The organism is Micromonospora sp. LOL_024 (genome assembly GCF_048060415.1).
Classification (GTDB): domain Bacteria; phylum Actinomycetota; class Actinomycetes; order Mycobacteriales; family Micromonosporaceae; genus Micromonospora.
This window is the reverse complement of the sequence record NZ_JBHMIS010000005.1, coordinates 1-26,261: the sequence shown is the minus strand read 5'-3', so window position 1 is coordinate 26,261 and position 26,261 is coordinate 1. Positions and strand designations below refer to the sequence as shown.

Annotated in this window: 25 protein-coding genes; 3 read left to right on the top strand and 22 right to left on the bottom strand. The window is 71.7% G+C overall.

Annotated features, from left to right (window positions below; genetic code table 11):
- Positions 1–43: 43 nt before the first annotated feature.
- From ACFHWY_RS08535 to mraZ, 22 genes are all read right to left on the bottom strand, one after another.
- Positions 44–1,054: a hypothetical protein gene (locus ACFHWY_RS08535; protein ID WP_416579571.1), complete on the bottom strand. Its 1,011-nt coding sequence runs from the start codon at positions 1,052–1,054 to the stop codon at positions 44–46.
- 40 nt (positions 1,055–1,094) lie between these two features.
- On the bottom strand, positions 1,095–2,039 hold the full coding sequence (locus ACFHWY_RS08530; RefSeq protein WP_416579570.1) for an RluA family pseudouridine synthase: 945 nt from the start codon (positions 2,037–2,039) through the stop codon (positions 1,095–1,097).
- On the bottom strand, positions 2,036–2,680 hold the full coding sequence (gene lspA / locus ACFHWY_RS08525; protein WP_416579569.1) for a signal peptidase II: 645 nt from the start codon (positions 2,678–2,680) through the stop codon (positions 2,036–2,038). Before lspA ends, ACFHWY_RS08530 begins: the two co-directional genes overlap by 4 nt.
- A 67-nt stretch (positions 2,681–2,747) precedes the next feature.
- The gene (locus tag ACFHWY_RS08520; protein ID WP_416579568.1) at positions 2,748–3,167 is read right to left on the bottom strand and encodes a TraR/DksA family transcriptional regulator; all 420 of its coding nucleotides are present in this window, start codon (positions 3,165–3,167) and stop codon (positions 2,748–2,750) included.
- A gap of 228 nt (positions 3,168–3,395) precedes the next feature.
- A complete protein-coding gene (locus tag ACFHWY_RS08515; protein WP_416579567.1) occupies positions 3,396–3,701 on the bottom strand; it encodes a DUF167 domain-containing protein in 306 nt (101 codons plus the stop codon).
- A gap of 17 nt (positions 3,702–3,718) precedes the next feature.
- Positions 3,719–4,294: a hypothetical protein gene (locus ACFHWY_RS08510; protein ID WP_416579566.1), complete on the bottom strand. Its 576-nt coding sequence runs from the start codon at positions 4,292–4,294 to the stop codon at positions 3,719–3,721.
- 73 nt (positions 4,295–4,367) lie between these two features.
- On the bottom strand, positions 4,368–5,168 hold the full coding sequence (locus tag ACFHWY_RS08505) for a DivIVA domain-containing protein (RefSeq protein WP_416579565.1): 801 nt from the start codon (positions 5,166–5,168) through the stop codon (positions 4,368–4,370).
- A 44-nt stretch (positions 5,169–5,212) separates the two neighbouring features.
- Complete coding sequence (locus ACFHWY_RS08500; RefSeq protein WP_092382392.1) at positions 5,213–5,518, bottom strand: YggT family protein; 306 nt, start codon at positions 5,516–5,518, stop codon at positions 5,213–5,215.
- A 29-nt stretch (positions 5,519–5,547) separates the two neighbouring features.
- On the bottom strand, positions 5,548–6,234 hold the full coding sequence (locus ACFHWY_RS08495; RefSeq protein WP_416579564.1) for a cell division protein SepF: 687 nt from the start codon (positions 6,232–6,234) through the stop codon (positions 5,548–5,550).
- A gap of 192 nt (positions 6,235–6,426) precedes the next feature.
- Positions 6,427–7,176 carry a YggS family pyridoxal phosphate-dependent enzyme gene (locus ACFHWY_RS08490; RefSeq protein WP_416579563.1) on the bottom strand — a complete coding sequence of 250 codons (750 nt, stop codon included), beginning with the start codon at positions 7,174–7,176 and terminating at the stop codon, positions 6,427–6,429.
- A gap of 9 nt (positions 7,177–7,185) precedes the next feature.
- Positions 7,186–8,301: a cell division protein FtsZ gene (gene ftsZ / locus ACFHWY_RS08485; protein WP_416579562.1), complete on the bottom strand. Its 1,116-nt coding sequence runs from the start codon at positions 8,299–8,301 to the stop codon at positions 7,186–7,188.
- A gap of 221 nt (positions 8,302–8,522) precedes the next feature.
- Complete coding sequence (locus tag ACFHWY_RS08480) at positions 8,523–9,302, bottom strand: cell division protein FtsQ/DivIB (protein WP_416579749.1); 780 nt, start codon at positions 9,300–9,302, stop codon at positions 8,523–8,525.
- A 32-nt stretch (positions 9,303–9,334) separates the two neighbouring features.
- Positions 9,335–10,882 carry a UDP-N-acetylmuramate--L-alanine ligase gene (murC, locus tag ACFHWY_RS08475; protein WP_416579561.1) on the bottom strand — a complete coding sequence of 516 codons (1,548 nt, stop codon included), beginning with the start codon at positions 10,880–10,882 and terminating at the stop codon, positions 9,335–9,337.
- Positions 10,883–11,000: 118 nt separating this feature from the next.
- The gene (gene murG / locus ACFHWY_RS08470) at positions 11,001–12,107 is read right to left on the bottom strand and encodes an undecaprenyldiphospho-muramoylpentapeptide beta-N-acetylglucosaminyltransferase (protein WP_416579560.1); all 1,107 of its coding nucleotides are present in this window, start codon (positions 12,105–12,107) and stop codon (positions 11,001–11,003) included.
- Entirely contained in the window at positions 12,107–13,525 is a 1,419-nt protein-coding gene (locus ACFHWY_RS08465) for an FtsW/RodA/SpoVE family cell cycle protein (protein ID WP_416579748.1), read from the bottom strand. Before ACFHWY_RS08465 ends, murG begins: the two co-directional genes overlap by 1 nt.
- Positions 13,526–13,769: 244 nt before the next feature.
- Complete coding sequence (gene mraY / locus ACFHWY_RS08460; protein WP_416579559.1) at positions 13,770–14,903, bottom strand: phospho-N-acetylmuramoyl-pentapeptide-transferase; 1,134 nt, start codon at positions 14,901–14,903, stop codon at positions 13,770–13,772.
- Positions 14,900–16,324, bottom strand: a complete 1,425-nt coding sequence (locus ACFHWY_RS08455; RefSeq protein WP_416579558.1) for a UDP-N-acetylmuramoyl-tripeptide--D-alanyl-D-alanine ligase — start codon at positions 16,322–16,324, stop codon at positions 14,900–14,902. Before ACFHWY_RS08455 ends, mraY begins: the two co-directional genes overlap by 4 nt.
- Positions 16,321–17,814 carry a UDP-N-acetylmuramoyl-L-alanyl-D-glutamate--2,6-diaminopimelate ligase gene (locus ACFHWY_RS08450; protein WP_416579747.1) on the bottom strand — a complete coding sequence of 498 codons (1,494 nt, stop codon included), beginning with the start codon at positions 17,812–17,814 and terminating at the stop codon, positions 16,321–16,323. Before ACFHWY_RS08450 ends, ACFHWY_RS08455 begins: the two co-directional genes overlap by 4 nt.
- A 697-nt stretch (positions 17,815–18,511) precedes the next feature.
- Complete coding sequence (locus ACFHWY_RS08445; RefSeq protein WP_416579557.1) at positions 18,512–20,746, bottom strand: penicillin-binding transpeptidase domain-containing protein; 2,235 nt, start codon at positions 20,744–20,746, stop codon at positions 18,512–18,514.
- Positions 20,747–20,749: 3 nt separating this feature from the next.
- Positions 20,750–21,355: a septum formation initiator family protein gene (locus ACFHWY_RS08440; protein WP_416579556.1), complete on the bottom strand. Its 606-nt coding sequence runs from the start codon at positions 21,353–21,355 to the stop codon at positions 20,750–20,752.
- Entirely contained in the window at positions 21,345–22,457 is a 1,113-nt protein-coding gene (rsmH, locus tag ACFHWY_RS08435) for a 16S rRNA (cytosine(1402)-N(4))-methyltransferase RsmH (RefSeq protein WP_416579746.1), read from the bottom strand. The genes ACFHWY_RS08440 and rsmH overlap by 11 nt, the downstream gene beginning before the upstream one ends.
- A 209-nt stretch (positions 22,458–22,666) precedes the next feature.
- Entirely contained in the window at positions 22,667–23,098 is a 432-nt protein-coding gene (mraZ, locus tag ACFHWY_RS08430; RefSeq protein WP_416579555.1) for a division/cell wall cluster transcriptional repressor MraZ, read from the bottom strand.
- A 353-nt stretch (positions 23,099–23,451) separates the two neighbouring features.
- Here mraZ and ACFHWY_RS08425 point away from each other — a divergent pair, with 353 nt between their 5' ends.
- The 3 genes from ACFHWY_RS08425 to ACFHWY_RS08415 are packed head-to-tail and all read left to right on the top strand — an operon-like array spanning position 23,452 to position 26,124.
- Positions 23,452–24,699 (top strand): MurT ligase domain-containing protein, encoded by a 1,248-nt coding sequence (locus ACFHWY_RS08425; RefSeq protein ID WP_416579745.1) that lies wholly within the window; start codon positions 23,452–23,454, stop codon positions 24,697–24,699.
- Positions 24,689–25,408 carry a type 1 glutamine amidotransferase gene (locus ACFHWY_RS08420; RefSeq protein WP_416579554.1) on the top strand — a complete coding sequence of 240 codons (720 nt, stop codon included), beginning with the start codon at positions 24,689–24,691 and terminating at the stop codon, positions 25,406–25,408. Before ACFHWY_RS08425 ends, ACFHWY_RS08420 begins: the two co-directional genes overlap by 11 nt.
- Positions 25,405–26,124 carry a TVP38/TMEM64 family protein gene (locus ACFHWY_RS08415; protein WP_416579553.1) on the top strand — a complete coding sequence of 240 codons (720 nt, stop codon included), beginning with the start codon at positions 25,405–25,407 and terminating at the stop codon, positions 26,122–26,124. The genes ACFHWY_RS08420 and ACFHWY_RS08415 overlap by 4 nt, the downstream gene beginning before the upstream one ends.
- The last annotated feature ends 137 nt before the right edge of the window (positions 26,125–26,261 follow it).

Here is a 26,261-nt window from a genome sequence, read left to right as displayed (position 1 = left end):
CGTTCAGGCCACACCGGGCGGTACACCGATGTGTCGGCAACCATCAAGGTGCGGGACTCACATCGTCGCCCTCGGTGGTGTCGACCGAGGTGGAGGGCCTCCACGACATCGTGCCCGGGGGTGAGGGCGAAGATACCGCCGGCAATGGTGACGAATCCGTCACCTCCGGGGCCGACGAGCGTTCCTCCGGCACCGGCGCCGGCACCAACGAACTCGCCGAGGGGCTCGGCGTCGGATCGGCCGACGGCTCCCGGTCGACCGGCGGCCGGGACACGCCCCGCTGCTCGGGCAGTGGGGGACTGAACACCGTGCGCTCCAGCCGGCTGACCTCTGGCGCCGGGTCGACCACCCGCACGCTGGGCCGGTCCGCGACACCGCGTAGCTTCGCCGGCGCGGCGCGTACCACCATGGCGTAGAGGCAGGCACAGCCCGCCCGGTAGGCCGTCGACTCCGCCTCCGCCATCTGGGCCCCGCTGATGTACAGCTGGCGCAACTCCCGTTCCTGGGGCCCGCCGCCGCCCAGCGCGGTGGCCCGCGAGCGGTAGTCCGCGGCCTCCCGCTCCTTACGCTCGGCCAGCTCGACCATCCCGGCCGTCACGTCTTCGGGCACCCGTTGCGCCGGAATGCGGACGATTTCGGTCTGCCGGTCGGGCAACGGAACCCGCCCGAACACGACCGCGACTCCCACGTCAGCGACCACCGCCGCGAGCGACTGCGGAGTGAGGTACTCGCTCAGCGAGACCAGGGCGTAGGTGCCGTCACCGAGCAACCCGCCGGCCAGCGCCGCCAGGTCGGCGGCGGCCTGCTGCTCGTAGCCCACGATCGAGTCGCCGTCGACGACCCCCACCCGGGTCACCTCGCCGACCGTCCGGTCCTGCCCGGGCGGACCCCCGGTGGTCAGCACGGCCGTGGCCAGCACGGCGGCGCACGACAGGGTGGCCACCCACCCGACCAGCGTAGCCCGGGCCGGGCTCTGACCGAGACCGGCCACCGTGGAGACGAGGCGGGGCAGCAGACGCTGATCCAGCTGCCGCAGCAGATCGCCGGCACGCACGGGCGGTCCCCTCGTCGATCGGTCGCAACGGGTGGGCGCGTCAGTCGCGGAGGATGTCCAGCGCGCGTCCCAGATCGTCAGGGTAGTCGCTGACGAAGCGGACCTCGTCCCCCGTACGGGGGTGCTGGAAGCTCAATTCTCTGGCGTGCAACCACTGCCGGTCCAGCCTCAACCGCCCGGAAAGCGTCGGATCGGCGCCGTACGTCAGATCCCCCACGCACGGGTGCCGCAGGGTCGAGAAGTGCACCCGGATCTGGTGGGTACGGCCCGTCTCCAGCCGCACGTCGACCAAACTCGCCGATGGGAACGCCTCGATCGTGTCGTAGTGGGTGATGCTCGGCTTCCCGCCGGAGACGACCGCCCACCGGTAGTCGTGGTGGGGGTGGCGGTCGATCGGGGCGTCGACGGTGCCGCGCAGCGGATCGAGATGCCCCTGCACCACCGCGTGGTACCGCTTCTCCACCTCGCGCTCCTTGAAGGCCCGCTTCAGCACGCTGTACGCCTGTTCGCTCTTGGCCACCACCATGACCCCGGTGGTGCCGACGTCGAGCCGGTGAACCACGCCCTGCCGCTCGGCGGCGCCGCTGGTGGCGATGGTGTGCCCGATCGCGGCCAGCCCGCCGATCACGGTCGGTCCGGTCCAGCCGGGGCTGGGATGCGCGGCCACCCCGACCGGCTTGTCGACCACCACAATGTCGTCGTCGGCGTGGACCACCAGCAGACCGGGCACCGCCTGCGGCACCGTCACGGGCGTCGCGGCCGGCGCGGGCAGCGTCACCTCCAGCCAGGAGCCCGCCCGGACCTTGTGCGAGTTGGCGCGCACCGTCCCGTCGAGGCGGGCCTCACCCGCGTCGACGAGCGCCGCGGCGGCCGTCCGGGAGAGGCCGAACAGCCGGGCCACGGCCTGGTCGAGCCGCATCCCGTCGAGCCCGTCGGGCACCGGCAGACTGCGCTGGTCACCGCTGGCGGTGAAGGTGGTGCTCATGCGCGCTCCCGCCGGCCGGATTCGGTGTCGGTGTCGGTGTCGGTCAGAGCAGGCTCACCGGGTGGGGCGGCCCGCCGGTCGTCGCCCGGGGCCCGGGTACCGTCGCGCTGACGGCCGGTGAACTCCAGGCCGACGGCGAGCAGCACGCCGCAGACCAGGGCGCTGTCGGCGACATTGAAGATCGGGAAAACCCGACCGTACGGGTCGAAGACACTGACCATGTCGACCACGTGCCCGACGAACCAGCCCGGGGCCCGGAAGATCCGGTCGATCAGGTTGCCGACCACCCCGCCGACCACCAGGCCGAGCGAGACCGCCCACGGCACCGAGCGCAGGGTACGCGCCATCCAGGCGATCCAGCCCAGCACGCCGATCGCGATCAGCGGGAAGATCCAGGTGTAGTCCTTGCCGAGGCTCCACGCGGCACCGCTGTTGCGGGTCAGGGAGAGATAGACGGCTCCGCCGAGCAGTCGCACCGGTTCCCGGTCGCTCAGTTCGAGCAGCGCCAGGTGTTTGGTCAGCACGTCGACGGCCAGCGCGAACGCCGCGAGGCAGAGCAGGAGCGTGACGGGCCGACGCCGCGATCTCACGACGGTGGCCGGTTCGGCGGTCCCGGATCCAGCGGGCGGTGCAGCGCTCATCTACTCCCCATCGACAACGGCGGCGGTGTTGTCGCACCGTCGCGCACGGGCGCCGGGAAGCGCGCCGTCAGCGCCGCTCCTCCAGCTGCTTGCAGGTCACGCAGAGGGTGGCCGATGGGAAGGCGGCCAGCCGCTCCACCGGTATGGGCTTGGCGCACCGCGCACACCAGCCGTAGCCACCCTCGTCGAGGCGCTCCAGGGCGCGCTCGACCTGCGTGATCCGTTCCAGGATGTTGTTGGCGAGAGAGATCTCCTGCTCCCGCTCGAACGTCTTGGTGCCGGTGTCGGCCTGGTCATCCCCGGCCGAATCGGTCAGACGGTCGCGCTGCAACTCGGTGATCTCGCTCAGCGTCTGATCGTACTCGGCTCGCAGTTCGTCGTGCCGAGCCGCCAACGCGGCTCGGATCTTCTCGGTCTCCGCGGCACTGCGGGTGGACTTCGCCGGCGGCTTCCGGCCTGCGGTCCTGGTCTCGGCTGGCTTGGCCATAGTCGCTCCCTCTGCCACGGAGCCGCGGCTGGCACGGCACCTGGACAGGGGCCGCCGACATCGGCCGCCCCGAGTACAAAACGGGCACACGGCCACGAGGCGCGCACTCCGGAGGTTGGCAAGGATACGGAACGTACAGGCGTCCGACAACGTGCCCCACCGAAGCGCCCGCTCCACCCCGACTCCTGCCAAATCAGGGCAAAGGGAACGCTAGCAGATCACAGGCGTTCAACCGGTCGGTTCGGCGCCGTCACGCAGCCGGCCCAGGCGACCGATCAGATCCGGCCCAGCGGGCCTGATCCGGAAGATCTTGTCCCTGCTCACCACGCCGTGACGCAACGACACGGCGGCCGGCCGGACGCCGAGGGCGGCGGCCAGCGCGCGGCGGGCGGCCTCGGTGGCCCGCCCGTCGGCTGCCGGAGGATTCACCGCGATCACCAGCGCCGGCCCGTGTGGGCCGTCGAACCGGCCGCCCACCCGGGCCCGGGACGCGCCCGGCTTCACCCGGACCGCGACGGTGAGCGAATCGTCCATCAGCTCGGCGCCGGCGCTCAGCGACGTCCGGATTCCGACAGCAGGATGGTGTCCGGGGTGCAGTGCCCGCACGGAGTGAAGCCGAGTTCGACCGCCTCGGCGACGGGCAGCGGTTCGTGCTCCCGCCCGACCAGGTGCGGACACTCGTCGAGGTGATAACGCGGCCGGCCGTCGACGACCCGCACGTCGTCCGCGAGACGGGCCACCAGGGCAACCTGATCCGCAGTGCTTTCCTGGGCCGCCGGCTCGTCGTCGTACCCGTCGTCGAGCCGCCCCCGCAGGCCCGTCACCGGCGAGCCGGGTGGTTGCCGCCACCCGGCATCAACGGTTGCTGGAGTGCACTGCGGGGGAATGCCCGGTTCGCGTCCGGCCGAAGCAGCCGGGCCGACCGGCTCCGCTGACCGGCCCGCCTGGGCTACGTCCTGCGTCGAGGCCCGGCCGGCGGCCGCCTGGCGGGCGCCCGTGACCAGTGCCACGGCGGCCAACAGGCTGGCCGCGATCGAGATGACCAGTAGCGCGCTGGAACTGCCGGCCAGGCCGAGCACCAGCAGCACCACCGCGACGAGGATGAGCACGAGACTGATGACTATCACGGCTCACCCCCGCCGCGTCGTACCGATGAGGCAGGGCGGGTGATCGCCGCGTCGGCGGCGGTCACCGGCCCGTTCAGCGACCGGCCTCAAGAGCCCCGGAGCGCCCTCCGCCGTAGGATCCGGCGAGCCCGGCGGCGGCGAGCCCGTTGCCGGCGGCGGCCCGGGTGCTGTCGCCCCGGGTCATCTCGGCCTCCAGGCCCTGACCGCGACCGTCGAGGTCACGCAGCTGGCTCTCCAGGTACGCCTTGAGCCGGGTGCGGTACTCCCGCTCGAACTGCTTGAGCTCCTCGATGTGCTTCTGCAACGCGGTGCGCTTGGCGTCCAGGCCGCCCATGGCCTCCTGGTGCCGCTGGCGGGCGTCGCGCTCGAGCGCGTCGGCCTTGGCACGGGCTTCGCGGGTGACCTCCTCGGCCTTGGACCGGGCCTCGGAAAGCAGTTGGTCCGCCTCACGGCGAGCGTCGGAGACGTGGTCGTCCGCCGTGCGCTGGGCCATCATCAGCACCCGCAGCGCCTGCTGCTCACCGTCGCCACCCGGCACCGCACCACCGACGGTCCGGACCTGCTCCAGCTCGGCCTGCATGGCGCGGGCGGCCTGCTCGGCGGCGGCCTTGTCGCGCTGTACCCGGTCGAGCTGGGTCTTGACGTCGTTGAGCTCGGCTGCCATACGGGCATCGCCGCCGGGACCGGCCGGGGCGCCGCCCCGTCCGCCGCGCTCCACCTGGGCGCGCAGCTCGTTGTTCTCCTCGATCAGACGGGCGAGCTCGCGCTCGACCTCGTCCAGGAAGGCGTCGACCTCCTCCTCGTCGTAGCCCCGCTTGCCGATCGGCGGCTTCTTGAAGGCGACGTTATGGACGTCGGCCGGGGTCAGCGGCATCGAAACTCCTCGGGTCAGTTGCGGCCGCGATAGCGCGTCGGTCATCAGGCGGTCCTGATGATCGCCGGCTCTAACACAAACCTCATCAGCACGAACAGGATAACCAGGAGCACAAGGGAGGCCAGGTCGATGCTCACGGTACCAATCCGCAGCGGAGGGATCACACGCCTCAACGCCCAGAGCGGGGGATCAGTGACGCTCCACACGGATTCCAGTCCGGCCGATGCTCCCCGACCGGGCTGCCAGCGCCGACCGTACTGGAGCACTGCGCTCAGGACGAAACGGGCCAGAAGAATGATCAGAAAGACATACGTGATCAGGTAGAGGACCTGAAACAAGATCGACAACACGGCAGGCGGCGTCCCTCGGGTCGGGCGGGTCAACTCAGGCTGAAAAACCCGCCCTCAGCGATCTTGGCCTTGTCCTCAGCGGTGACCTGGACATTGGCCGGCGAGAGCAGGAACACCCGGTTGGTCACGCGCTCGATCGTACCGCGCAGCCCGAAGGCCAGCCCGGCGGCGAAGTCCACCAGACGGCGGGCATCCGCCTCGTCCATTTCGGTGAGGTTGATGATCACTGGCACCCCGTCCCGGAAGTGCTCACCGATCGTCCGGGCCTCACGGTAGGTGGTCGGGTGCAGCGTGGTGATCTGGTAACGCTGCTCCTCCTCGGGCAGCAGGGCACGCTCACGGGGCTGCGCCTGCGGCGCCAGCGCGAGGTTGTCGCGGGTGTGGTAGGTCAGCGCGCCGGACGACTCGCCGGTGGACCGGGTGATCGACCGGACACTGGACCGCTCGGACCGCTCCGGACGCTCGGACTCCAGCCGATCCGCGTCGCCCAGTCGACTCGAACGCTCGCTGATCCGGCCACGGTCACCCAGCCGGGGACGAGGTGCCGGCGGCTCCTCCGCCTCGTCCTCCTCGTCGGCAAACTCCTCGGCGTACCGACTCTGCCGATAGCGCGACTCACGGTAGCCACCCTTGTCGTAGCCACCGTCGTCGTAGGCCCGCTCGTCGTCCTCTTCGACAAGTCCGAGCCAGACCCCCGCCTTGCGCAGTGCACCCATCCCGCGCCCTTCCCGTCCGCCGTGCGGCACACGCCCCCGCCGTGTCGCCGGTCGCGAGTGGACTATTCCTGCCCACCGAACCGGAACGGCAATCCCCCGACGCGCAATTCGCGTTGCACGTCATACCCCCCGTCACCGGGAAGGCCGTTCCCGCAAACAACACTGGTGTAATTTGCTTCCCTCGTGGTCAGGCTACCCCAGCGTGGGACGCATTCCGAGCAACGCGCTGCCGACGCGGACATGTGTCGCGCCGTGAGCGATCGCCGCCTCCAGGTCGCCGCTCATGCCGGCCGAAAGCGCGGTGGCCTGTGGATGATCGACCCGCAGGGCTGCCGCGATCCCGGCCAGCCGGGCGAACGCCCGCGCCGGCTCCCAGCCCAACGGCGCCACCGCCATCAGGCCGGCCAGCCGCAGCCCACCGGCGGCGGCGACCGCCTCGGCGACCGGGGCGAGCCCGACCTCCGGATCGGCCGAGTCCGGCACCGCGCCGCCCCGCGCCGGGTCGGCGTCGATACTGACCTGCACCAGCACGTCCAGTGGCCGGTCCCGGCCGCCGGACGTGGCCGCTGTGCCCAGCGCGGACGCCAGCCGCACGCTGTCGACGGACTGGACCACGTCCGCGTACCGCAGCACGGACTTGACCTTGTTCCGTTGCAGCCGGCCGACGAAGTGCCAGCGCGGCGTGGCCCCGGCGGCGGCGACCTGCGTGGCCTTCGCCGCCGCCTCCTGGTCGCGGTTCTCCCCCATGTCGGTCACTCCGAGGCCGGCCAGCGCCACCACGTCGGAGGCCGGATAGGTCTTGGTCACCGCGATCATGGTCACCTCAGCCCGATTCCGGCCCGCCGCGGCACAGGCATCGGTGATGCGAGCATGTACACGGGCAAGCCCGGCCGCGATTTCGGCGCGCCGGTCGGGGCTCGCCAGGTCTCCGCTGTCGGTCATCGGTGTCGTTCAGGACCCGTTCTTGAGGAAGTCCGGCACGTCCACGTCGTCGAAGAGCACGCGACGCGGCGCCTGCGGTGCGACCGGAGCGGCAGGCGACGGCACGACCGGGTTACTCGGGGCGGCGGGCTGGTTCTGGTTGGTCTTGCGGGTCGAATCGACCGCCTTGTAGGCCGGCGTGCCACCGTCGAAGCCGGCCGCTATCACGGTGACCCGCACCTCGTCGCCGAGCGCGTCGTCGATCACCGCGCCGAAGATGATGTTGGCGTCCGGGTGTGCCGCGTCGGTGACCAGCTGCGCCGCGTCGTTGATCTCGAACAGGCCGAGGTCGGAGCCGCCAGCGATGGAAAGCAGCACGCCACGCGCACCGTCCATGCTCTGTTCCAGCAGCGGGCTGGAGATGGCCGCCTCGGCAGCCTCGACCGCACGGTTCTCCCCCCGCGCACTGCCGATCCCCATCAACGCGCTGCCGGCGCCGCTCATCACACTCTTGACATCAGCGAAGTCCAGGTTGATCAGACCAGGAGTGGTGATCAGGTCAGTGATGCCCTGAACACCGGAAAGGAGCACCTGGTCGGCCGTGCGGAACGCGTCCATCATGCTGATGTTGCGGTCGCCGAGCGCCAGTAGCCGGTCGTTGGGAATGACGATCAGGGTGTCGCACTGGTTGCGCAGCTCGTCGATGCCGGCCTCGGCCTGCACCTGGCGGCGCTTGCCCTCGAAGGAGAACGGACGGGTCACCACTCCGATGGTCAACGCGCCGAGCTTGCGGGCGATGTTCGCCACCACGGGAGCACCGCCGGTGCCGGTGCCGCCGCCCTCGCCACAGGTGACAAAGACCATGTCGGCACCCTTGAGTACCTCCTCGATCTCGTCGCGGTGGTCCTCGGCGGCGTTCTTTCCGACATCCGGATTGGCGCCGGCACCCAGCCCGCGGGTCAGCTCGCGCCCGACGTCGAGCTTGACGTCGGCGTCGCTCATCAACAGCGCCTGCGCGTCCGTGTTGATCGCGATGAACTCGACGCCCTTGAGCCCAACCTCGATCATCCGGTTGACGGCGTTGACCCCGCCGCCCCCGATGCCGACGACCTTGATGACCGCCAGGTAGTTGTGCGGAGGTGTCATCTCCGGTCCTTTCCCTTCGAGACTGGCTACTGCCCCGACCGGCCACGGCCGGGCCGGAACGGTCGACGCAGCTGTCACCAGCGAGGCCGAGAGGTAAACCCTCACCCTCTACTAGAGGGTGAGAGTTATGTCAACCACTGAACCTCTTCCGGGCAACGTAAGCGCCGCCGAGCGATGAGCCAAGGACCCTTCCGGCGTGTCGCCGGCACAGCGAGACAGGTTCATCGAAAGGTCACCACGTCCGGCGCACTCACGTCGATGCGGGCGGCGTCCTGATCGAGCAGCGCGGTGGCCACCCGCGACTTGTCGGCCCCGCGGGTCGCGTCACCCCAGAACACCGTGCGCTCGTCCCGCAACCGCAGGCTGATCCGCGCCAGCCCGTCGACCGTGACCTCCACCAGTTGCTCCCGAAGCTGCGGGGTGAGCACGCCGAGCACCTCCAACCCGGCCCGGGTGTCCGGGTCGTCCGGGCCGGGCGTGGCCAGCCGCACCATCGGCAGTCCATCCGGCCGTTGCGGCACCGTCCGGAACACCACCCCGGCGGCGTCGAGCACGGCGAACTGCTCCCCGCGCGGCGCCACCGCCACACCAGTTCGCTCGGTCAGCCGGACCACCAGCGCGTCCGGCCAGTCCCGGGCCACCGTCACCCGCTCCACCGGAGGCAAGACACCGATCCGGTCCGCCAGCTCGGCCAGGTCGACCCGGGCCAGCGGAGCACCGTCGGGGACCCCTGCCGCGTCCCGCACCTGCACCGCCGTCACCAGTTCCGCCCCCTCCACCCGCACCTCACGCACCCCGAACAGGCCGGTGCCGAGCAGCGCCCACGCCACCAGCCCGGCCAGCCCGGCCACCCCGCCGGCCACCGCCCAGGGCAGCGCGGCGCGCATCCGGCGACGCCGGGCCCGGGCCATGAACCGCCGGGTGGAGGCCGGCACCGCATCGCTGCCGGCACGGACCAACTGCCACCGCCGGGTGGAGCGGCGACCCGCACCGCCGTCCACTCCGGTGCCCCGCCCACGGGCCGGTCCGGGGCTCATTCCACCACGGGCGCCGAGCCGTCCACGCCGACGCCGCCAGGAGCGTTGCCGCCGACGCTCGTAGACCCCCCGGCCGTACGGCCCGGCGCGGTGCCGACAATCGCCTGCGGGTGTGCGCTACGCGCACCGAGCACGGCAAGCAACTCGTCGCCCATCAGCGAGATCGGCGGAGCACCCATCGTCACCACCACGTCGCCGGGCCGGGCCCGGCGAGCCACCTCCGCCGGCGCGGCCTCCCACGAGTCGACGAAGACCTTCCGCTCGGACGGCAGCGACACCGCCGCGACCAGTGCCGCCGATCCCTCACCCGGTCCCCGCTGCTCGCCCGGCCCGAAGACCTCCAGCAGCACCAACTCGTCGGCGAGCCCGAGCGCCTCGGCGATCTCCGCCTGCAACTCCCGGGTGCGGTAGACCCGGTAGGGCTGGAAGACGACGATCAGGCGGCCGTCGGCGGCCACCTCGCGCAGCGTCCGCAGCGCCAGCGTCATCGAGGTCGGATGGTAGGCGTACTCGTCGTAGACGAGCACCCCGTCGGCGACGCCCTTGCGCTCGAAGCGCCGACGCACGCCAGGGAAGGCGGCCAGCGCCGCCTCCGCCGCCGCCAGCGGCAGCTCCAACAGGTACGCGGCCAGCACCGCCGAGGCACTGTTCAGCCCCATGTGCCGGCCCGGGACCGGCAGCCGGAACTCCCCCAGCGGACGGCCGTCGAGGTGGGCGAGATAGCGCACGCCGCGAGCCGACGAGGCGATCTCACTGAGCCGCAGGTCGGCGTCGGCGGACTCACCGTAGGTGTACACCCGGCGTCCCTCGGCGCGCAGCGTCGCGGCCAGCCGCTGCCCACCCGGGTCGTCGGCGCAGGTGATCACGAACCCCTGCGGATCGGTGAGCCGGGCGAACTCGGCGAAGGCCGCCTCCAGGTTGGCCAGGTCGCCGTAGGTGTTCAGGTGATCCGCCTCCACGTTGGTCACGATCGAGACGAACGGGCGGTAGATGAGAAACGACCGGTCACTCTCGTCGGCCTCGACCACGAAGTGCTCGCCGGTACCGTGGTGCGCACCGGAACCCACCTCGGAGATCTCCCCGCCGATCACGAAGGACGGATCCGCGCCGGCCCGCTGCAGCACCATGGTGACCATCGAGGTGGTGGTGGTCTTGCCGTGCGTACCGGCGACGGCCACGGTGCGGCGGCCGGTCAACGCGGCCGCCAGGGCCTCCGAACGGTGCAGCACCCGAAGGCCCCGCTCGCGCGCCTCCACCATCTCCAGATGGTCGGCCGGAATGGCCGACGAGTAGACGACAGTGTCGACGCCGTCCAGGTTGGTCGTCTGGTGGGTCATGTGGATCGTCCCACCAAGCGCCCGCAGGCCAGCCAACGAGGGCCACTCACGCAGCTCACTGCCGGAAACCGGCAGGCCCCGGGTGAGGAAGAGCCGCGCCAGGCCGCTCATGCCGACCCCACCCACCCCGATCAGGTGAATGTGGCCCAGTTCCTCGGCGGTCAGCGCGCCGGCCGGACTGAACGCGGACTCACTCCTCGCGCTCACTGGGGCTCACCCTTCGCTCGCGACTGCGGGGCTCGCAGAACCGGCTCACTCCTCGCGCTCACCGAGCCACCCCTCGCTCGCAACTGCGGGGCTCGCAGAACCGGCTCACTCCTCGCGCTCACCGAGCCACCGCCTCGTAGACGAAGTTGAGCAGCGCCTCGTCACCGTCACGCCGCCCGTACTCCGAGGCTGCGGTGCCCATCGCGTGAAGCCGCTGCGAGTCACGGATCAGCGGGATCACCGCCCGTTCGAGCCAGTCCGGGGTCATCTCGGCGTCGTCGACCAGCAGCCCACCGCCGGCCTCGACCACCGGCAACGCGTTGCGCTTCTGCTCCTGGTTGCTGTGCGGGTACGGCACGTAGATGGTCGGAAGCCCGATCGCGGCGACCTCGGCGCAGGTCATCGCCCCGCCCCGGCCGAGCATCAGGTCCGCGGCGGCGTACCCGGCGTCCATCTCGGACAGGTACGGCAGGGTCACGTACGGCACCGGCAGGTCGGTCGGAACCGGCACTGGCTCGTTGCGCGCGCCGATCACGTGCAGCACCTGGATGCCGTTACGGGCCAGCTCCTTGGCCGCTCCGGCGACCGCGAGGTTGATCGAACGGGCGCCCTGCGAGCCGCCCGCCACGAAGAGCACCGGCAGGTCGGGGCGGAGCCCGAAGTGGGCGCGGGCGGCGCCCTGCATTGCTGCCCGGTCCAGCCCGGCGATGCCGCGACGCAACGGCACACCGACCACCCGGGCGTCGCGCAGCGACTCGGCCAGCGACGGCTGGTGCGGGAAACCGACGGCCACGTGCTTGGTGAACTTCATGCCCAGCCGGTTGGCCACCCCCGGCGGCACGTTCACCTCGTGGATCACGATCGGCAGCTCCCGCCGCCAGGCCGCCAGGTAGGCCGGCACCGAGACGTACCCGCCGAAGCCCACCACCGCGTCGGCGCGTACCTCGTCGATGACTTTGCCCGCCGCGCGGGCGGCGGTCCACATCCGGCCCGGAGTACGGACCAGGTTCATGTTGACCGACCGGGGCAGCTGGTAGGCCGGGATGTTCCGCAGGTCGTAGCCGGCCGGCGGGATCAGCTCGTTCTCCAGGCCCTTGGGGGTGCCGAGGCAGGTGATCCGGACGCCGGGGTCGTGTCGGCGAAGGCAGTCGGCGAAGGCGAGCAGCGGGTAGATGTGCCCCCCGGTGCCGCCTCCTGCGAGTACCACCGAACGCAGCGGACCCATCAACGTCTCCTCTCGTCCGCCGACCCGCCGCGACCCCGGCCGTCCCGGGCGCCACGCGGTGCGGCCTGGTCGTCCCCGCGCCGCCTACGCGCCTGGGGCACGGACCCTCGGGCAGCCGGCGGCGTCGCCGCGCGGCGACGCCGGCCGGGAAACGGCGGCAACGGTGCCCACACTAGTCGGACCCACCGGGCCGGCGGACGGGCATGCAGCGCCCGGGCGGCATCGGGCTCCCCACGTGCGAAGGAAGCCAGCATGCCGACCGCCGCCAGGGTGACGACCAGGGCGCTGCCGCCGTCGGAGATGAAGGGCAGCGGTACCCCGGTCAGCGGCAGCAGGCCGATCACGCCACCGATGTTGATGAACGCCTGTCCGACGAGCCACGCGGTGGCGCCCGCGGCGGCCAGCCGGCGGAAGGGGCCCTCGACCCGTCGGGCGATCCGCAGACCGGTGTAGGCGAGCACGGCGAAGAGGGTGACCACCACCGTGCAGCCCACCACCCCGAGCTCCTCGGCGATGACCGCGAAGATGAAGTCGTTCTCCGCTGCCGGCAGCCACGCCCACTTGGTCCGCCCCTGCCCCAGGCCGGTGCCGAACCAGCCGCCGTTGGCGATGGCGTACCGGGCCTGGACCATCTGGTAGCAGAGGTCGTCCTTGCAGGCGTCCAGCGGCGGCGGGCTGAAGAACACGGTGAGCCGGGCCAGTCGGTAGTTCTCCTCGCCCCGGACGCCCGAGCCGGCGCCGAGTGACGCGACCGCGACCAACAGGCCGATGCCGAGCAGCCCGATAGCGCTGAGCGCGGCGAAGACCCGTAGCCGCACCCCGGCCGCCCAGAGCAGGCCGACCACCAGCGCCAGCAGGCTGAGCATGCTACCCAGGTCGTTGTAGCCGACCAGGACGAAGAGCAGGCCCACCACCGGAAAGAGCGGGGTGGCCAGCTCCCGCCACCAGCCCAACGCCGCGCCCTTGCGGGCGAGCACGTGCGCGCCCCACAGCACCAGCGCGAACTTCGCCAGCTCGGAGGGCTGCAGGCCGATGCCGCCGACGAACAGCCAGAGCAGGTCAGCCTCCAGCGGGCCGACCTTCGCATCGCCATTGGTCAGTCGCCCGTAGGCTTCCAGCAGGTTCAGCAACACCAGCAGCCCTACCGCGACGGCCAGCGTGGGCCGACTCAGCGTCCGGTAGGTGCTGGCCGGCAGGCGCTGGCAGGCCCAGAAGGCCACGATGCCGACCACCGCGAAGATCGCCTGTTTGGTCAGCGACGCCGAGGCGTTACCGCCCTCGGCGAAGTCGCGCACGCTGGTGGCCGAGAAGACCATGGTGAGGCCGATCAGCAGCAGCAGCCCGGCGCTGGCGAGCAGCAGGTGGTAGGAGGCCAACGGGCGGGCCAGCAGCCCGCGCAGCGCCGCCAGCCCGGCCATCGCGTCCAGACCCCGCAACGCGCCCGGAGCCGCCGCGTCGCCCGGTACTGCCGTGGCGGACGCCCCGACGGGACGCCGGCCCGGCGCCGCGCCGTCTCCTTCTCGCGCCTCCTCCACAGCGACATCATCGCCGCTTACGCCACCCGACACGGGCGGTACGCCCCGGTCGGCGTGTCGCACTTGCGTCGACCGCCCTCCGCCACCCACCGCACCTGGTTGATCAACTCTCTGCACCGCAGGGAGATCAGCCCATGTTGGCCAGGAAGTCGCTGTAGAAGAGGCCCAGGGCGATGGCCACGCCGATGCCGGCGATGATCCAGAACCGGACCACGATGTTGACCTCGCTCCAGCCGGCGAGCTCGAAGTGGTGCTGCAACGGTGACATCCGGAAGACCCGCTTGCCGGTGGTCTTGAAGGAGATAATCTGGATCACCACCGACATCGTGATGATCACGAAAAGACCGCCGATGATGGGCAGCAGCAGCACGGTACGGGTGGACATCGCCATGCCGGCGATCAGGCCGCCGAGGCCGAGCGCACCGGTGTCGCCCATGAAGATCCGGGCCGGCGAGGTGTTCCACCACAGGAAACCGACACAGGCCCCGGCCGCGGCACCGGCGATCAGCGCGATCTCCAATGGATCCCGGACCGCATAGCAGTAGTTGTTCGGGTTCGCGGTGTACGCCGGGTCGGCGCACCAGTGCCGGTACTGCCAGAACGCGATCACCGCGTACGCGCCGAGCACCATCACCGAAGCGCCGGTGGCCAGGCCGTCGAGACCGTCGGTCAGGTTGACCCCGTTCGTGGCCGCCATCACCACGAAGATGAAGATGACCACCGCTCCGATCTTGCTGACGTCCAGCGCCGGGATGTCCCGGATGAAGCTGAGCGTGGTGCTGCCGACCGTCTCGGTGTTGGTCACCGTGCCGGAGGAGTCGGTCATCGTGGAGGGGAAGTAGAGCGCGATCACCCCGAACAGGGCACCGACCAGGATCTGCCCGAGCAGCTTTGCGCGTGCGCTCAGGCCGCCGCTGTGACGCTTGCGGACCTTCAGGAAGTCGTCGATGAAGCCGACCGCGCCGGAGAAGACCATCAGCCCCAACAGCACCAGCGCGGTGATGGTCGGTTCGACCTGGGCGATCTGCGCGTCCGGCAGGGTGGTCAGGGCCAGGTGACCGGCCACATACGCGATCACGGTGGCCAGGATGAACACCACGCCGCCCATCGTCGGCGTGCCCTTCTTGCCCTGGTGCATCTGCGGGCCCTCGGCCCGGATGGGCTGGCCGGCCTTCAGTCGGGTGAATACCTTGATCGCGATCGGGGTGCAGAAGAGCGAGACGAGGAAGGCCACCCCGATGGCCACGATGACCGCTCTCACGCCGCGCCACCCTCGGCCGACGCGCCCGCCGACGTACCCGCGGCGGCCTTGACCCGCAGCGCGTCGGCCACCTCCCAGGTCCGGTACCGGGAGCCCTTGACCAGGACGACGTCGCCCGGCCGTAGCTCGCTGCGCAGCACCTCGACGGCCGCCGCCTGATCGGTGAGCAACACCGACTCTCCTCCCCAGTCACCTACCGATGTCGCCCCGTGGTGAATCGACACCGCCGCCTCGCCGACCACGAGCAGTCGGTCGACGCCCAACCCGGCCGCGAGGCGCCCCATCTCGGTGTGCCCCTGCGCCTCGAACTCGCCCAGCTCGGCCATGTAGCCGAGCACCGCGACGGTACGCCGCCCGGTGCCGATCCCGGCCAGCGCCCGCAGCGCCACCGCCATCGACGCCGGGTTGGCGTTGTACGAGTCATCGATCACGGTCACCCCGTCGGTGCGTTCGAAGACGTCCATCCGACGGGTGGAGACCAACCCGAGCGCGCCCAGCGCGACGGCCAGCTCGGTCAGTGGCATGCCCAGCTCCCGGGCCACCGCCGCGGCGGCCAGCGAGTTGGAGACCTGATGCCGTCCGGTGAGCCCGAGCCGCACCGGCGCGCTGCCCTCCGGCGTCAGCAGGGTGTACGCGGGCCGTCCCCGCTCGTCCAGCGTCACGTCCACGGCCCGCACGTCGGCGTGCGTCGTCTCGCCGTAGCGGACCACCCGGGCCGCCGTCCGGGCGGCCATGGCGTCGACCAACGGGTCGTCGGCGTTCAACACGGCCAGACCGTCGGCCGGCAGCGCCTCGACCAGCTCGCCCTTGGCCAGCGCGATGTTCTCCTGCGAGCCGAACTCACCGATGTGCGACACACCGACGTTGAGCACCACGGAGATCCTCGGTGGCGCCACCTCGCAGAGGTACCGGACATGCCCGATGCCCCGCGCGCCCTTCTCCATCACCAGGTAGCGGGTGGTCGGCCCGGCCTGCAACGCCGTATACGGGTGGCCTAGCTCGTTGTTGAACGACCCGGGCGGCGCGACCGTCTCCCCGAGGCGGGCGGCGAGCTGGGCGATCAGGTCCTTGGTGGTGGTCTTGCCGGAGGAGCCGGTCAAGCCGATCACGACCAGCCCGGGCAGCCGGTCCACCACCGCGCGGGCCAGCCGGCCCATCGCGGCCAGCGGGTCGGCTACGACGATCATCGGCACCCCGGGCACCTCGCGGGTGCCCAGCACCGCCACCGCGCCGGTGTCGACGGCCGCGGCGGCGTAGTCGTGGCCGTCCACCTTCTGCCCGTCGAAGGCGATGAAGAGTCCACCCGGGGCGACCTTGCGGGAGTCGAACTCCACGCCCGCGGTGACCTGGGCGTCGGGGTCGGCGGCGACCAGTCGCCCGTCGACCACCACCGCCACCTCGGCCAGGCTGAGGCTGATCACTGCTGGCCCTCCAAATCTCCGAAGCGGACCCGTAACGCGTCGGCCAGCTCGGTACGGTCATCGAACGGGTACACCTCGCCAGCGACCTCCTGGCCGCGTTCGTGGCCCTTGCCGAGCACCGCCACCACGTCGCCCGGAACCGCCAGCCGGACCGCCGCGTCGGTCGCCGCGCGGCGACCGGCGACCTCGACGATCCGCGCGGGCGCCCCGGCCCGGTAGGCGCCGGCCAACACCTCCGCCCGGATCGAGGCCGGTTCCTCGGTGCGCGGGTTGTCGTCGGTCACCACCACCACGTCGGCTCCCTCGGCGCAGGCGGCACCCATCATCGGCCGTTTGCCGCGATCACGGTCGCCGCCCGCGCCGATCACACAGATCAGCCGGCCGGTGCTGAGTTCGCGCAGCGCGGCCAGGGCGGCCACGATGGCGTCCGTCTTGTGCGCGTAGTCGACCACCCCGCGCACACCGCCGACCACACCCACCGACTCCAGCCGGCCGGGTACGCCGCCACAGGCGGACACCCCCTCGGCCGCGGTCAGCGGAGCGACACCGGCGGCAACCAGGGCGGCGATGGCCAGCAGGGCGTTGGAGACGTTGTGCCGGCCCGGCAGCGCCACCCCGGCGGGCAACTCCAGCCCGTCCGGGCCGTGCGCGGTGAACCGCTGGGCGTACCCCTCGCCGCCGACGTGGTCGGCCCACCAGGTCGCGGCCGGGTCGCCGGCCGCGGAGAAACCAACCGTGGCCGGCGTGAACAGGCCCTTCAGCGCCGGATCGTCGTAGTTGAGCACCTCGACGCCGCAGCGGCCGTCGAACAGCCGCGCCTTGGCCGCGAAGTAGTCCTCCGTGTCGGAGTGGAAGTCGAGGTGGTCGGAGCCGAAGTTGGTCCAGCCGCCGACGGTGAACCGCACCCCTCCGACGCGGCCCATCGCCAGGGCGTGGCTGGAGACTTCCATGACCACTGCGGTGACCCCGCGTTCGCGGGCGGCGGCCAGCATCGCGTGCAGGTCGGTGGCCTCCGGCGTGGTCCGTACGCTGTCCACCACCAGCTCGCCGAGCCGGGTCTCCACGGTGCCGATCAGTCCGGTGGTGTGGCCGGCGGCGCGCAGCCCCGACTCGACCAGGTACGCCGTGGAGGTCTTGCCGGCGGTGCCGGTCACGCCGATGACGATCAGCTGCGCGGTCGGGTCGCCGTAGACGGCCGAGGCTAGCGTGCCGAGCACCGCCCGCGGATCGGCCACCACCAGGGCCGGCAGCCCGCTGCCGGCGGCCAGTTCGGCCCCGGCCGGGTCGGTGAGGACCGCGACCGCGCCGGCCGCCGCGGCACCGACGGCGAACTCCGCGCCGTGCCGCCGCGCGCCGGGCAGGGCCGCGTACAGATCACCGGGCTGGACCTCCTGGCTGGCGTGGGTCACCCCGGTCACCACCGGATCGACGCTGGTGGAGGGCGCCGCGGTGAGCCGGGCGGCTAGGTCACCGAGCCGGATTCCGGCCACGGTACGGGGACGAGGATTGCCGCGCACGGCGTCAGACCCTACCCGGTCGCGCGTTCCCTGCCGCACGGCGCGCCTGAATCTCCGCCTCTTGGAGTCGAGGGGCAGGCGGAGTCGGTGCTCGCCGCTCCGGCCCCGAACTTTCACACCGACCAACCACGAATAGCCTACGAACAATCGGCACCCGGCCAACAATCGCCGAAGAAGTATCCGTTGTTCGCGCCCGGGCTCCAGCGGGTGCCGCACCTTTCAGGCGGGGCCGGAGCAGCTTCCGGCCGGGAACCTGGCCACGGGATGTCGCGGATTGCCGCGCCGAAGGTGGCAGCAGGTGAGCGAATACGTATCGGCGTGGATCCAGCTCGTCGTGTCGCGCGTGACCGGCCCACAGCTGCCGTCCCGACCACTCCGCGACTTATGGCGCCGGTCGGCGGGGGAGGTTCGCAAGAGGTGACACGACGACGAGCACGGACACACCAACCTCCGGCAGCGCCTTTTCCATTCGACGCGGAGTGGGCATCACCGGCAAATAGCGATCAACCTCGTGGACCGATCGATCGAAGTCAAACAGTGAAGCCATCGACCCGCCACCTCGTCGGCGACCGCAATTCGGCGCGCCGACCGCCGACCAGACGATCTCGTCACCGCCGTACCGGCGATCCCGACTCCGCAACAGACCGTGCCGCGACCGGCGTGGGGCACGCTACGGGAAGACCGTGAACTTGGGTGCCGGTTCACTCGACGGCGGCACCCGGAAGTGGCGGAGAGTGAAGGTCATCATGTCCCGGAACGCCGGGGCCGAGACCTGGCCACCGCCGCCACCCGGGCTGTGCACGAAGACCGCGATCACGTACCGCGGGTTCTCCGCCGGTGCCATGCCGATGAACGAGGCGACGTCGCCGGGCTGCTTCTTTCCCTCGACCAACCGCCAACCGGTGCCGGTCTTGCCGGCCACCCGGTAGCCGGGGACCGCCGCGGCCACCCCGGTGGCGCCCTCCACGGTGGTGGCCGCCTCCAGGAGCATTCGCAGCGCCGCTGCGTTGTCCGGGCTGAGCACCTGGCGGGTCTCCGGCTCCACCGCTGGGGTCCGCTTCCCGTCCGGGGCGATCGTCTCCTTGACCAGGTGCGGCTGGACGTACGTGCCGTCGTTGGCGATGGCGGCGTACGCGGCAGCCATCTGCAACGGGGTGGCGTCCACACTGTGCCCGATCGGCACCGACCCGTACGACGAGTCGCTCCACTCCTGCACCGGCAGCAACCGCCCGCTCGCCTCGCCGGGCATCCCTACCCCGGTCGCCTTGCCCAGACCGAACCGCCGCTGGTAGTCGAGCAGGCGTTCCGCGCCGAGCTTGTCGGCGATCTGGATGGTGCCGACGTTGGAGGAGTACGCCATCATGCCGGCCACGCTCATCCGCCGCCCGTTGGCGAAGTGGGTGTCGGGAAACCAGGTGTCGCCCTTGCGGATGCCGTTGGCCACCGGGAACGAGGTGTCGGGGGTGATCACGCCTTCCTGCAACGCCGCCCCGAACGTGATCGCCTTGTGCACCGAGCCCGGATCGACCACGAAGCTGGTGGCCGCGTCCTCCCGGTCGGTCGGCTCGCTGAATAGCGGCTTCGCCGCGTTGTACGTGGGGTGGCTGGCCTGGGCCAACACCTCCCCGGTACGGGCGTCCAGCACCATGGCGGCGCCGGTGCTGCCCTGCACCTGCTGCATCCGATCGCTGAGGATGCGCTGCACCATGTACTGCAGGTCGCGGTCGATGGTGAGGACCAGTGAGCTGCCCGGCTTGGCTTTGGTCGTCCTGCTGCGGCCACCGGGGATCGGAGCCCCGAGATCACCGAGGCCGACCTCGAAGACCCGCTGGCCGTCCTCACCGTGCAGCAGGTCGTCGAAGCGTGCCTCCAGTCCTTCCAGCCCCACCATGTCGAGGCTGGTGAAGCCGATCAGGTTGGCGGCCAGGTCACCGCCGGGCACCTCACGCCGCTCGTCGCGGTGTGTGTTGATGCCGGACAGCTTGAGCGCCATGATCTCCTTGGCGCGGTCGATGTCAACCCCCCGGGCCAGGTACTCGAACTGCGAGTCGATGCCGTTGATCCGCTTGCGCGGCTGCATCTTCTCGGCCAGCTCCGAGGCCGGGATCCCCAGCAGCGGGGAGAGCGCTTCGGCGGTTGCCGCGATGTCGACGATCCGGGTCGGGTCGGCGTAGACGTACCGGGCCTCGACGCTGTGCGCCAGCGCGGCCTCGCCGGACCGGTCGTAGATCGCCCCACGCGGGGCGGGCAGCTGCACGGTTTGGGTCCGGTCGGCGAGCCCGCCGTCCGCGTATGCCGGAGTGTCGACCGCCTGGAGCACCACGAGCCGCACGCCGACCGCGACGAACAGCGCCATGGTCAGGGCGGTGCCCAGCCGCAGCCGGCGGCCGGGGTCGGCTAGCCGGGGTGGTCGGGGCGGCTTGCGGGGTGGTCGGCGACCGGCCGGCCGTTCGCCGCGACGCGGCTCGCGACCGGCGACCCGCCGCCGAGGCGAGGCGGCCGGCTCGTCGCGTGGGCTGCGGTCGGTCACGGTCCGGACCACCGTGGCCCTCCCGGCGGCGCCGTCCCGACGCTCCGGCCCGCCCTGCCGTCCGCCGGCCCGGTTCGCGGCGGACCGGCCGCCGTCGAGCACCTGCAACGCGGGCCGGAACGGATCCTGTGACCGGCTGCTACGCGGGTTACGCCGCTGCCCGGTGCGTCCGGCGCCGGCCGCCGGCGTCCCCTCCCGGACGGTGCGGCCCCGCGGGGTGTACGCACGGGCGTCGGAGATGCCGCCGATGCCCCGATCCCCGGAGCCCCGATCGGCCGCGCCACGATCCCCGGCGCCACGATCCCCGGCGCCACGTGACGAACCGCGCCGGGAGCCTGTGGCGTCCCGGCGCGGTTCGTCCGGTCTCGGTGACACGGTTTATCCCTCCGGGCCCTGCTGGCTCGCGATGGACAGCTGCCCGCCGGCCGGCTGCGGTACGCCGATCACCTTGCCGTCCGGCAGCCGGATGTACGCCGGCTCACCCGACTCGACCAGGCCCAACTTGCGGGCCTGGGCCGCGAGGTTGCCCGGCGACTCGGACTCGGCGATCTGCTTCTTCAGCTGCTGCTGCTCCACATCGAGCTTGGCCTGCTGCTGCTGCAGCTCGTCCAGCCGGAAGGCGTTCTCGTTGATCTTCGTGTTGACCGCCAGGATGCCGAGCACCCCGCCGACGACCAGCACCACCACGAGCGCCGCGAAGGGTGCCCGGGGCACCCGTACCGGCGGCGGCGGCGCGACCCGCAGCCGCGGCGACTCCGCCCGCTCGGCGGTGGTGGCGGCCCGCTCGACCGGACGCAGTGCCGCGCTGCCCTGGGTAGGAAACTCGCGCGCCCCCCGGGCGCGAGACTCCTCCGGCTGGTTGACCCGATCCGTCCGCCGCGTGCTGTTCCCGACCCCCCGGGCCCGCTCCGCCGCGATCCGGCCCCCCGACCGCGGTCCGCGCTGCCCGACGCCGGCGTTGTCCCGGCGCTTGTCAACGTTCATGTCCCTCCCCCTCTTCGTCCGTGGTGTCCCCCGGCATCCGCCGCGGATCCGAGCCGGATCCCATGGCTGATCCCGTCCCCGGTTGGTGCATCGCCTTGCCCCGGCGGCGGTACCGTTCGCGGTCGGTACGCCCCCGCTGTGGTGCCTGCGGGTCGAGCCGTTCCGCGGCCCGCAGGCGCACCGAAGCGGCCCGCGGATTCGCGGCGACCTCCACCTCCCCAGGCAGTTCCGCGCCCCGGCTGAGTAGCCGGTACGTCGGCTCCGTTCCGGGCAGTTCGACCGGAAGGCCGATCGGACCCGTGCTGCGGACCCGCTCGGCGAGCGCCCGTTTGGTGAGCCGGTCCTCCAGCGAGTGGTAGGACAGGACCACCAGGCGACCGCCGACGGAAAGCCTGTCGAGAGCGGCCGGCAGCGCCGTCTCCAGCACTGCCAGCTCCTTGTTTACCTCGATCCGTAGAGCCTGAAACGTTCTCTTTGCCGGGTGTCCGCCGGTTCGTCTGGCTGGTGCCGGGATCGACTCCCGGACCAGTTCGGCCAACCGAGCCGACGAGGTGATCCGGCCCCGTTCCCGCTCCCGGATGATCGCCGAGGCGATCCGGCCGGCGAACCTCTCCTCGCCGTAGACCCGCAGCACCCGGGCCAGATCCGGATGCGGATAGGAGTTGACCACCTCTTCGGCGGTCACCCCCCGGGTCTGGTCCATCCGCATGTCCAGCGGCGCGTCCTGCGCGTACGCGAACCCGCGGTCGGGCGCGTCGAGTTGCAACGAGGAGACGCCGAGGTCGAACAGGACCCCGTCCACGGTCGGAAAGCCCAGCCGGTCGAGCACCTCGGGCAGCTCGTCGTAGACCGCGTGCTCCAGGTGCACGCGACCGGTGAACCGGGCCAAGCGCACCCGAGCGTGCGCGAGCGCCTCGGTGTCCCGGTCCAGGCCCACCAGGATCGTCTCCGGATGGGCCTGCAACACTGCCTCGGCGTGCCCGGCCAGGCCCAGCGTCGCGTCGACGTGAACCGTGCGCCGACCCTGACCCAGTGCGGGGGCCAGCAGCTCGAGACACCGCTCGAGCAGCACCGGCACGTGCGTGCCGCGTAGCTCCCCCATGTCGACCCCCACTGGTTGAACCGGTCTCTTCCTCGCGCCCTGCTCGTCGGACGACGCCGTGCCGTCGTACCGCCAGATCCCCATCCGCTCTCCGCCCGCCCGTCGGGCCACGGCCCTTCCGGTCGGATCGCGCGCCTGGCATCGGGGAAGGGATGCCAGGAACTCGAAAGCGGCTGGAGATCTCGCAGTACGTCGGGCGTCGCCACGCCCTACAGACCGCCTGGCAGCACCCCTTCCTCGATGTCGGCGAAGTCGTCTTCGCTTTCGGCGAGGTAGGTCTCCCAGGCAATCCTGTCCCAGATCTCCACCCGCGTGCTCGCGCCGATGACCACCAGGTCACGGTCGAGCCCCGCGTAGGTACGCAGGTGCGCGGGAATCGTCACCCGCCCCTGCTTGTCCGGAACCTCGTCGTGCGCGCTGGCGAAGAAGACACGGCTGTAGGCCCGGGCGGCCTTGTGTGTCATCGGCTGCGCGCGCAACTGCTCCGCGATCAGCTGAAACTCCGGCGTCGGGAACACATAGAGACAGCGCTCCTGCCCTTTAGTGATCACGACACCCCCCGCCAGCTCATCCCGGAACTTCGCCGGAAGGATCAGCCGGCCCTTGTCGTCCAGGCGCGGAGTGTGGGTGCCGAGGAACACGGCCCAACCCCCTCGCCCTTTGGCGGCGTTCGCGCGCCGCTGACCCCCCGGGCCGGTGGGCCCCTCCCGGCCCCACCAATGCGCCCCACTCTACTCCACTTCCCTCCACCCGCAACCAGAATCAACCGCGCGGCGCGCCGTTTCGAAAGACAAAACCCCACGTCAGCAAGGGTGGAGCGGAGTGGAGGGCCGGCCGCCGGCCCGAGGCGGGTCCGCTTTCCGACATAGATCGACTCCGTCTGGTCGGGCACTGCCGTCCGGTCGGCGCGACAGCCGGACCGGACCGTTCGTCGTCGGCGGCGCTCTGGCGGGCGATCCGGTCCGGTAACCTCGCTCGCGTGACGGACGCGAAGATGCCCCTGCGGGCGAAGGTGGCCAGCTCCGTGTCACGGACCGCCGCGGCGCTGTCGCGGGCGGCGGGCCGTGGCGACGGCTCAGTGATCGGTGGTTGGCTCGGCCTGAAGATCGACCCGGAGTTACTCGCCCACCTCTCCTCCGGACGGGCCATCGCGCTGGTCTCCGGCACCAACGGCAAGACCACGACCACCCGGCTGGCAGCCGCTGCCGTCGGGGTCCTCGGCCGGGTCGCCACCAACTCGTTCGGCGCCAACATGCCCTCCGGGCACACCTCCGCGCTGGCCAAGGCGGGCAGCACCCCCTACGCGGTGCTGGAGGTCGACGAGCACTACCTCGCCCAGGTGATCGAGGCGACCGACCCGCACGTGGTGGCGCTGCTGAACCTCTCCCGCGACCAACTGGACCGCGCCAAGGAGGTCGCCATGATGGCGCAGCTCTGGCGCGCGGCACTGATCCGCCACCCCGATATGCGCGTCATCGCCAACGCCGACGACCCGATGGTGGTCTGGGCGGCCACTCCGCCGGCAACCCACGATTACCGGACCATCCCGCCGCACGTCACCTGGTTCTCGGCAGGTCAACGGTGGCACGACGACTCCTGGGTCTGCCCCGAGTGCGGCTCGACCATCCAACGCTCCGGCGAGCAGTGGTGGTGCACCGGCTGCCCGCTGCGCCGGCCCGACCCGCAGTGGACCGTGGACGACGAGGGCGTGGTCGACCCGACCGGCGCCTGGTACAAGGTGAAGCTCCAGCTGCCGGGCAAGGTGAACGTCGGCAACGCGGCCACCGCCCTCGCGCTCGCCGCCGAGTTCGGCGTACGCCCGTTCGACGCGGTTCCCCGGCTCGGCGACGTGACCTCGGTCGCCGGCCGCTACGCCCAGGTCGTCCGGGACGGGCGCACCGTCCGGCTGCTGCTGGCCAAGAACCCGGCCAGCTGGCTGGAGGCGTTCGACATGGCCGACGAGGCGCCGACGCTGCTCTCCATCAACGCCCGCGACCCCGACGGCCAGGACACCTCCTGGCTCTTCGACGTCGACTTCGCCCCGCTGCGCGGGCGCCAGGTTCTGATCACCGGTGACCGGGCATACGACCTCGCCGTCCGGTTGGAGGTCAACGACGTGCCGTTCCAGTACGTCCGCGCCTTCGACGACGCCGTCCGGGCGGTACCACCGGGGCGGCTGGAGGTCATCGCTAACTACACCGCGTTCCAGGACATCCGAGCGGAGTTGGACCGTGTCAACTGAGACCCTGCGTGTCGTCTGGATCTATCCCGACCTGCTGTCCACCTACGGCGACCGGGGCAACGCACTGATCCTGGCCCGCCGGGCACGACAGCGCGGGTTCCCGGTCGAGGTGCTGGAGGTCCGGTCCGATCAGCGGCTGCCCACCACCGCCGACATCTACCTGATCGGCGGCGGCGAGGACGGGCCACAGGCACTCGGCGCGCAGCGGCTGATCGCCGACGGCGGCCTGCACCGCGCGGTGGCCCAGGGCTCGGTGGTGTTCGGCGTGTGCGCAGGCTACCAACTGCTCGGCACCTCCTTCTTCGCCAAGGGCAGCCAGTACCAGGGACTGGAGCTGCTCGACCTCTCCTCGGACCGCGGCCCCAGCCGGGCGGTCGGCGAGTTGGCCGGCGACATCGACGCCCGGCTCGACCTGCCCCCGCTGACCGGCTTCGAGAACCACGGCGGTCGCACCCGACTCGGCCCTGGAGTCTCCCCACTGGCCCGGGTCACCGCCGGCGTCGGCAACGACGGCGCCACCGAGGGGGCGTGGCGGGGCAAGCTGCTCGGCACCTACTCGCACGGCCCGGCGCTGGCCCGCAACCCGGCCCTGGCCGATCTGCTGCTCGGCTGGGCCACCGGCGTTCAGCGGCTACCGCCGCTGGACGACACCTGGGCCGACCGGCTACGGGCCGAACGCCGGACCGCGGTGGCCGCCACCCGGGCATGATCCCCACCCTCCGGCGGCTGCTGCGCCAGCCGCCGCCGGGAGGTCCGCTCGGCTGGCCGACCACCGTCCGGCCGTCGGTCGTCCGGTTCGCGCTGCTGCTGCTCCTGCTCGCCGGGTTCGCGGTGACGCTGCTGCTGGTGCCGCGGCCCGACCCGACGGCGCTGCCCCAGTTCGGCGACCGACTGGGTGGTCTCGCCCCGGTCGCCGGCGTCCTCGGCGGGGCGCTGCTGCTGGTGGCGCTGGTCCCCCGCACGTTCATCACCCTCGCCGCCGGCGCGATCTTCGGCGCCCTGGAGGGTGCCGCGTACGCACTCGGGGCAGCGCTGCTGGCCGCCGCGGTCGGCTTCGCCGTGGGCCGGGTGCTGGGCCGGGAGTTCGTCGCCGAACGCATCCGGGGGCGGCTGGCCCGCCTCGACCGCTGGTTCACCCGGCAGAGCGTGCTCGGCGTGGTCACCGTACGGCTGCTGCCGATCTCCGGCTTCGGCCTGGTCAGCTACGGCTACGGCACCACCGGCGCGCGGGTGCTGCCGTTCCTCGCCGGCAGTGTGATCGCCTCCGCGCCGACCGCATTCGGCTACGCCGCGGTCGGCGCCGCCGTCACCTCCCCCGGCGAGATCAACTGGTTCGCCGCCGCACCGGCGGCGCTGGGCTTCGTCGCCGGTGCGGTGCTGCTCGCCCGCTGGTGGCGCGCGGAGCGCCGCTCCCGCACCCTTTGACCACACCCACGCCCGGCCACGCAACCTCCGGGACAGTGCTGGGCCCGGCGAGGGTAGGCAGCACTTCCCGGAGGTACGGAGGTACGGAGGTACGGAGGTACGGAGGTACGGAGGTACGGAGGTACGGAGGTACGGAG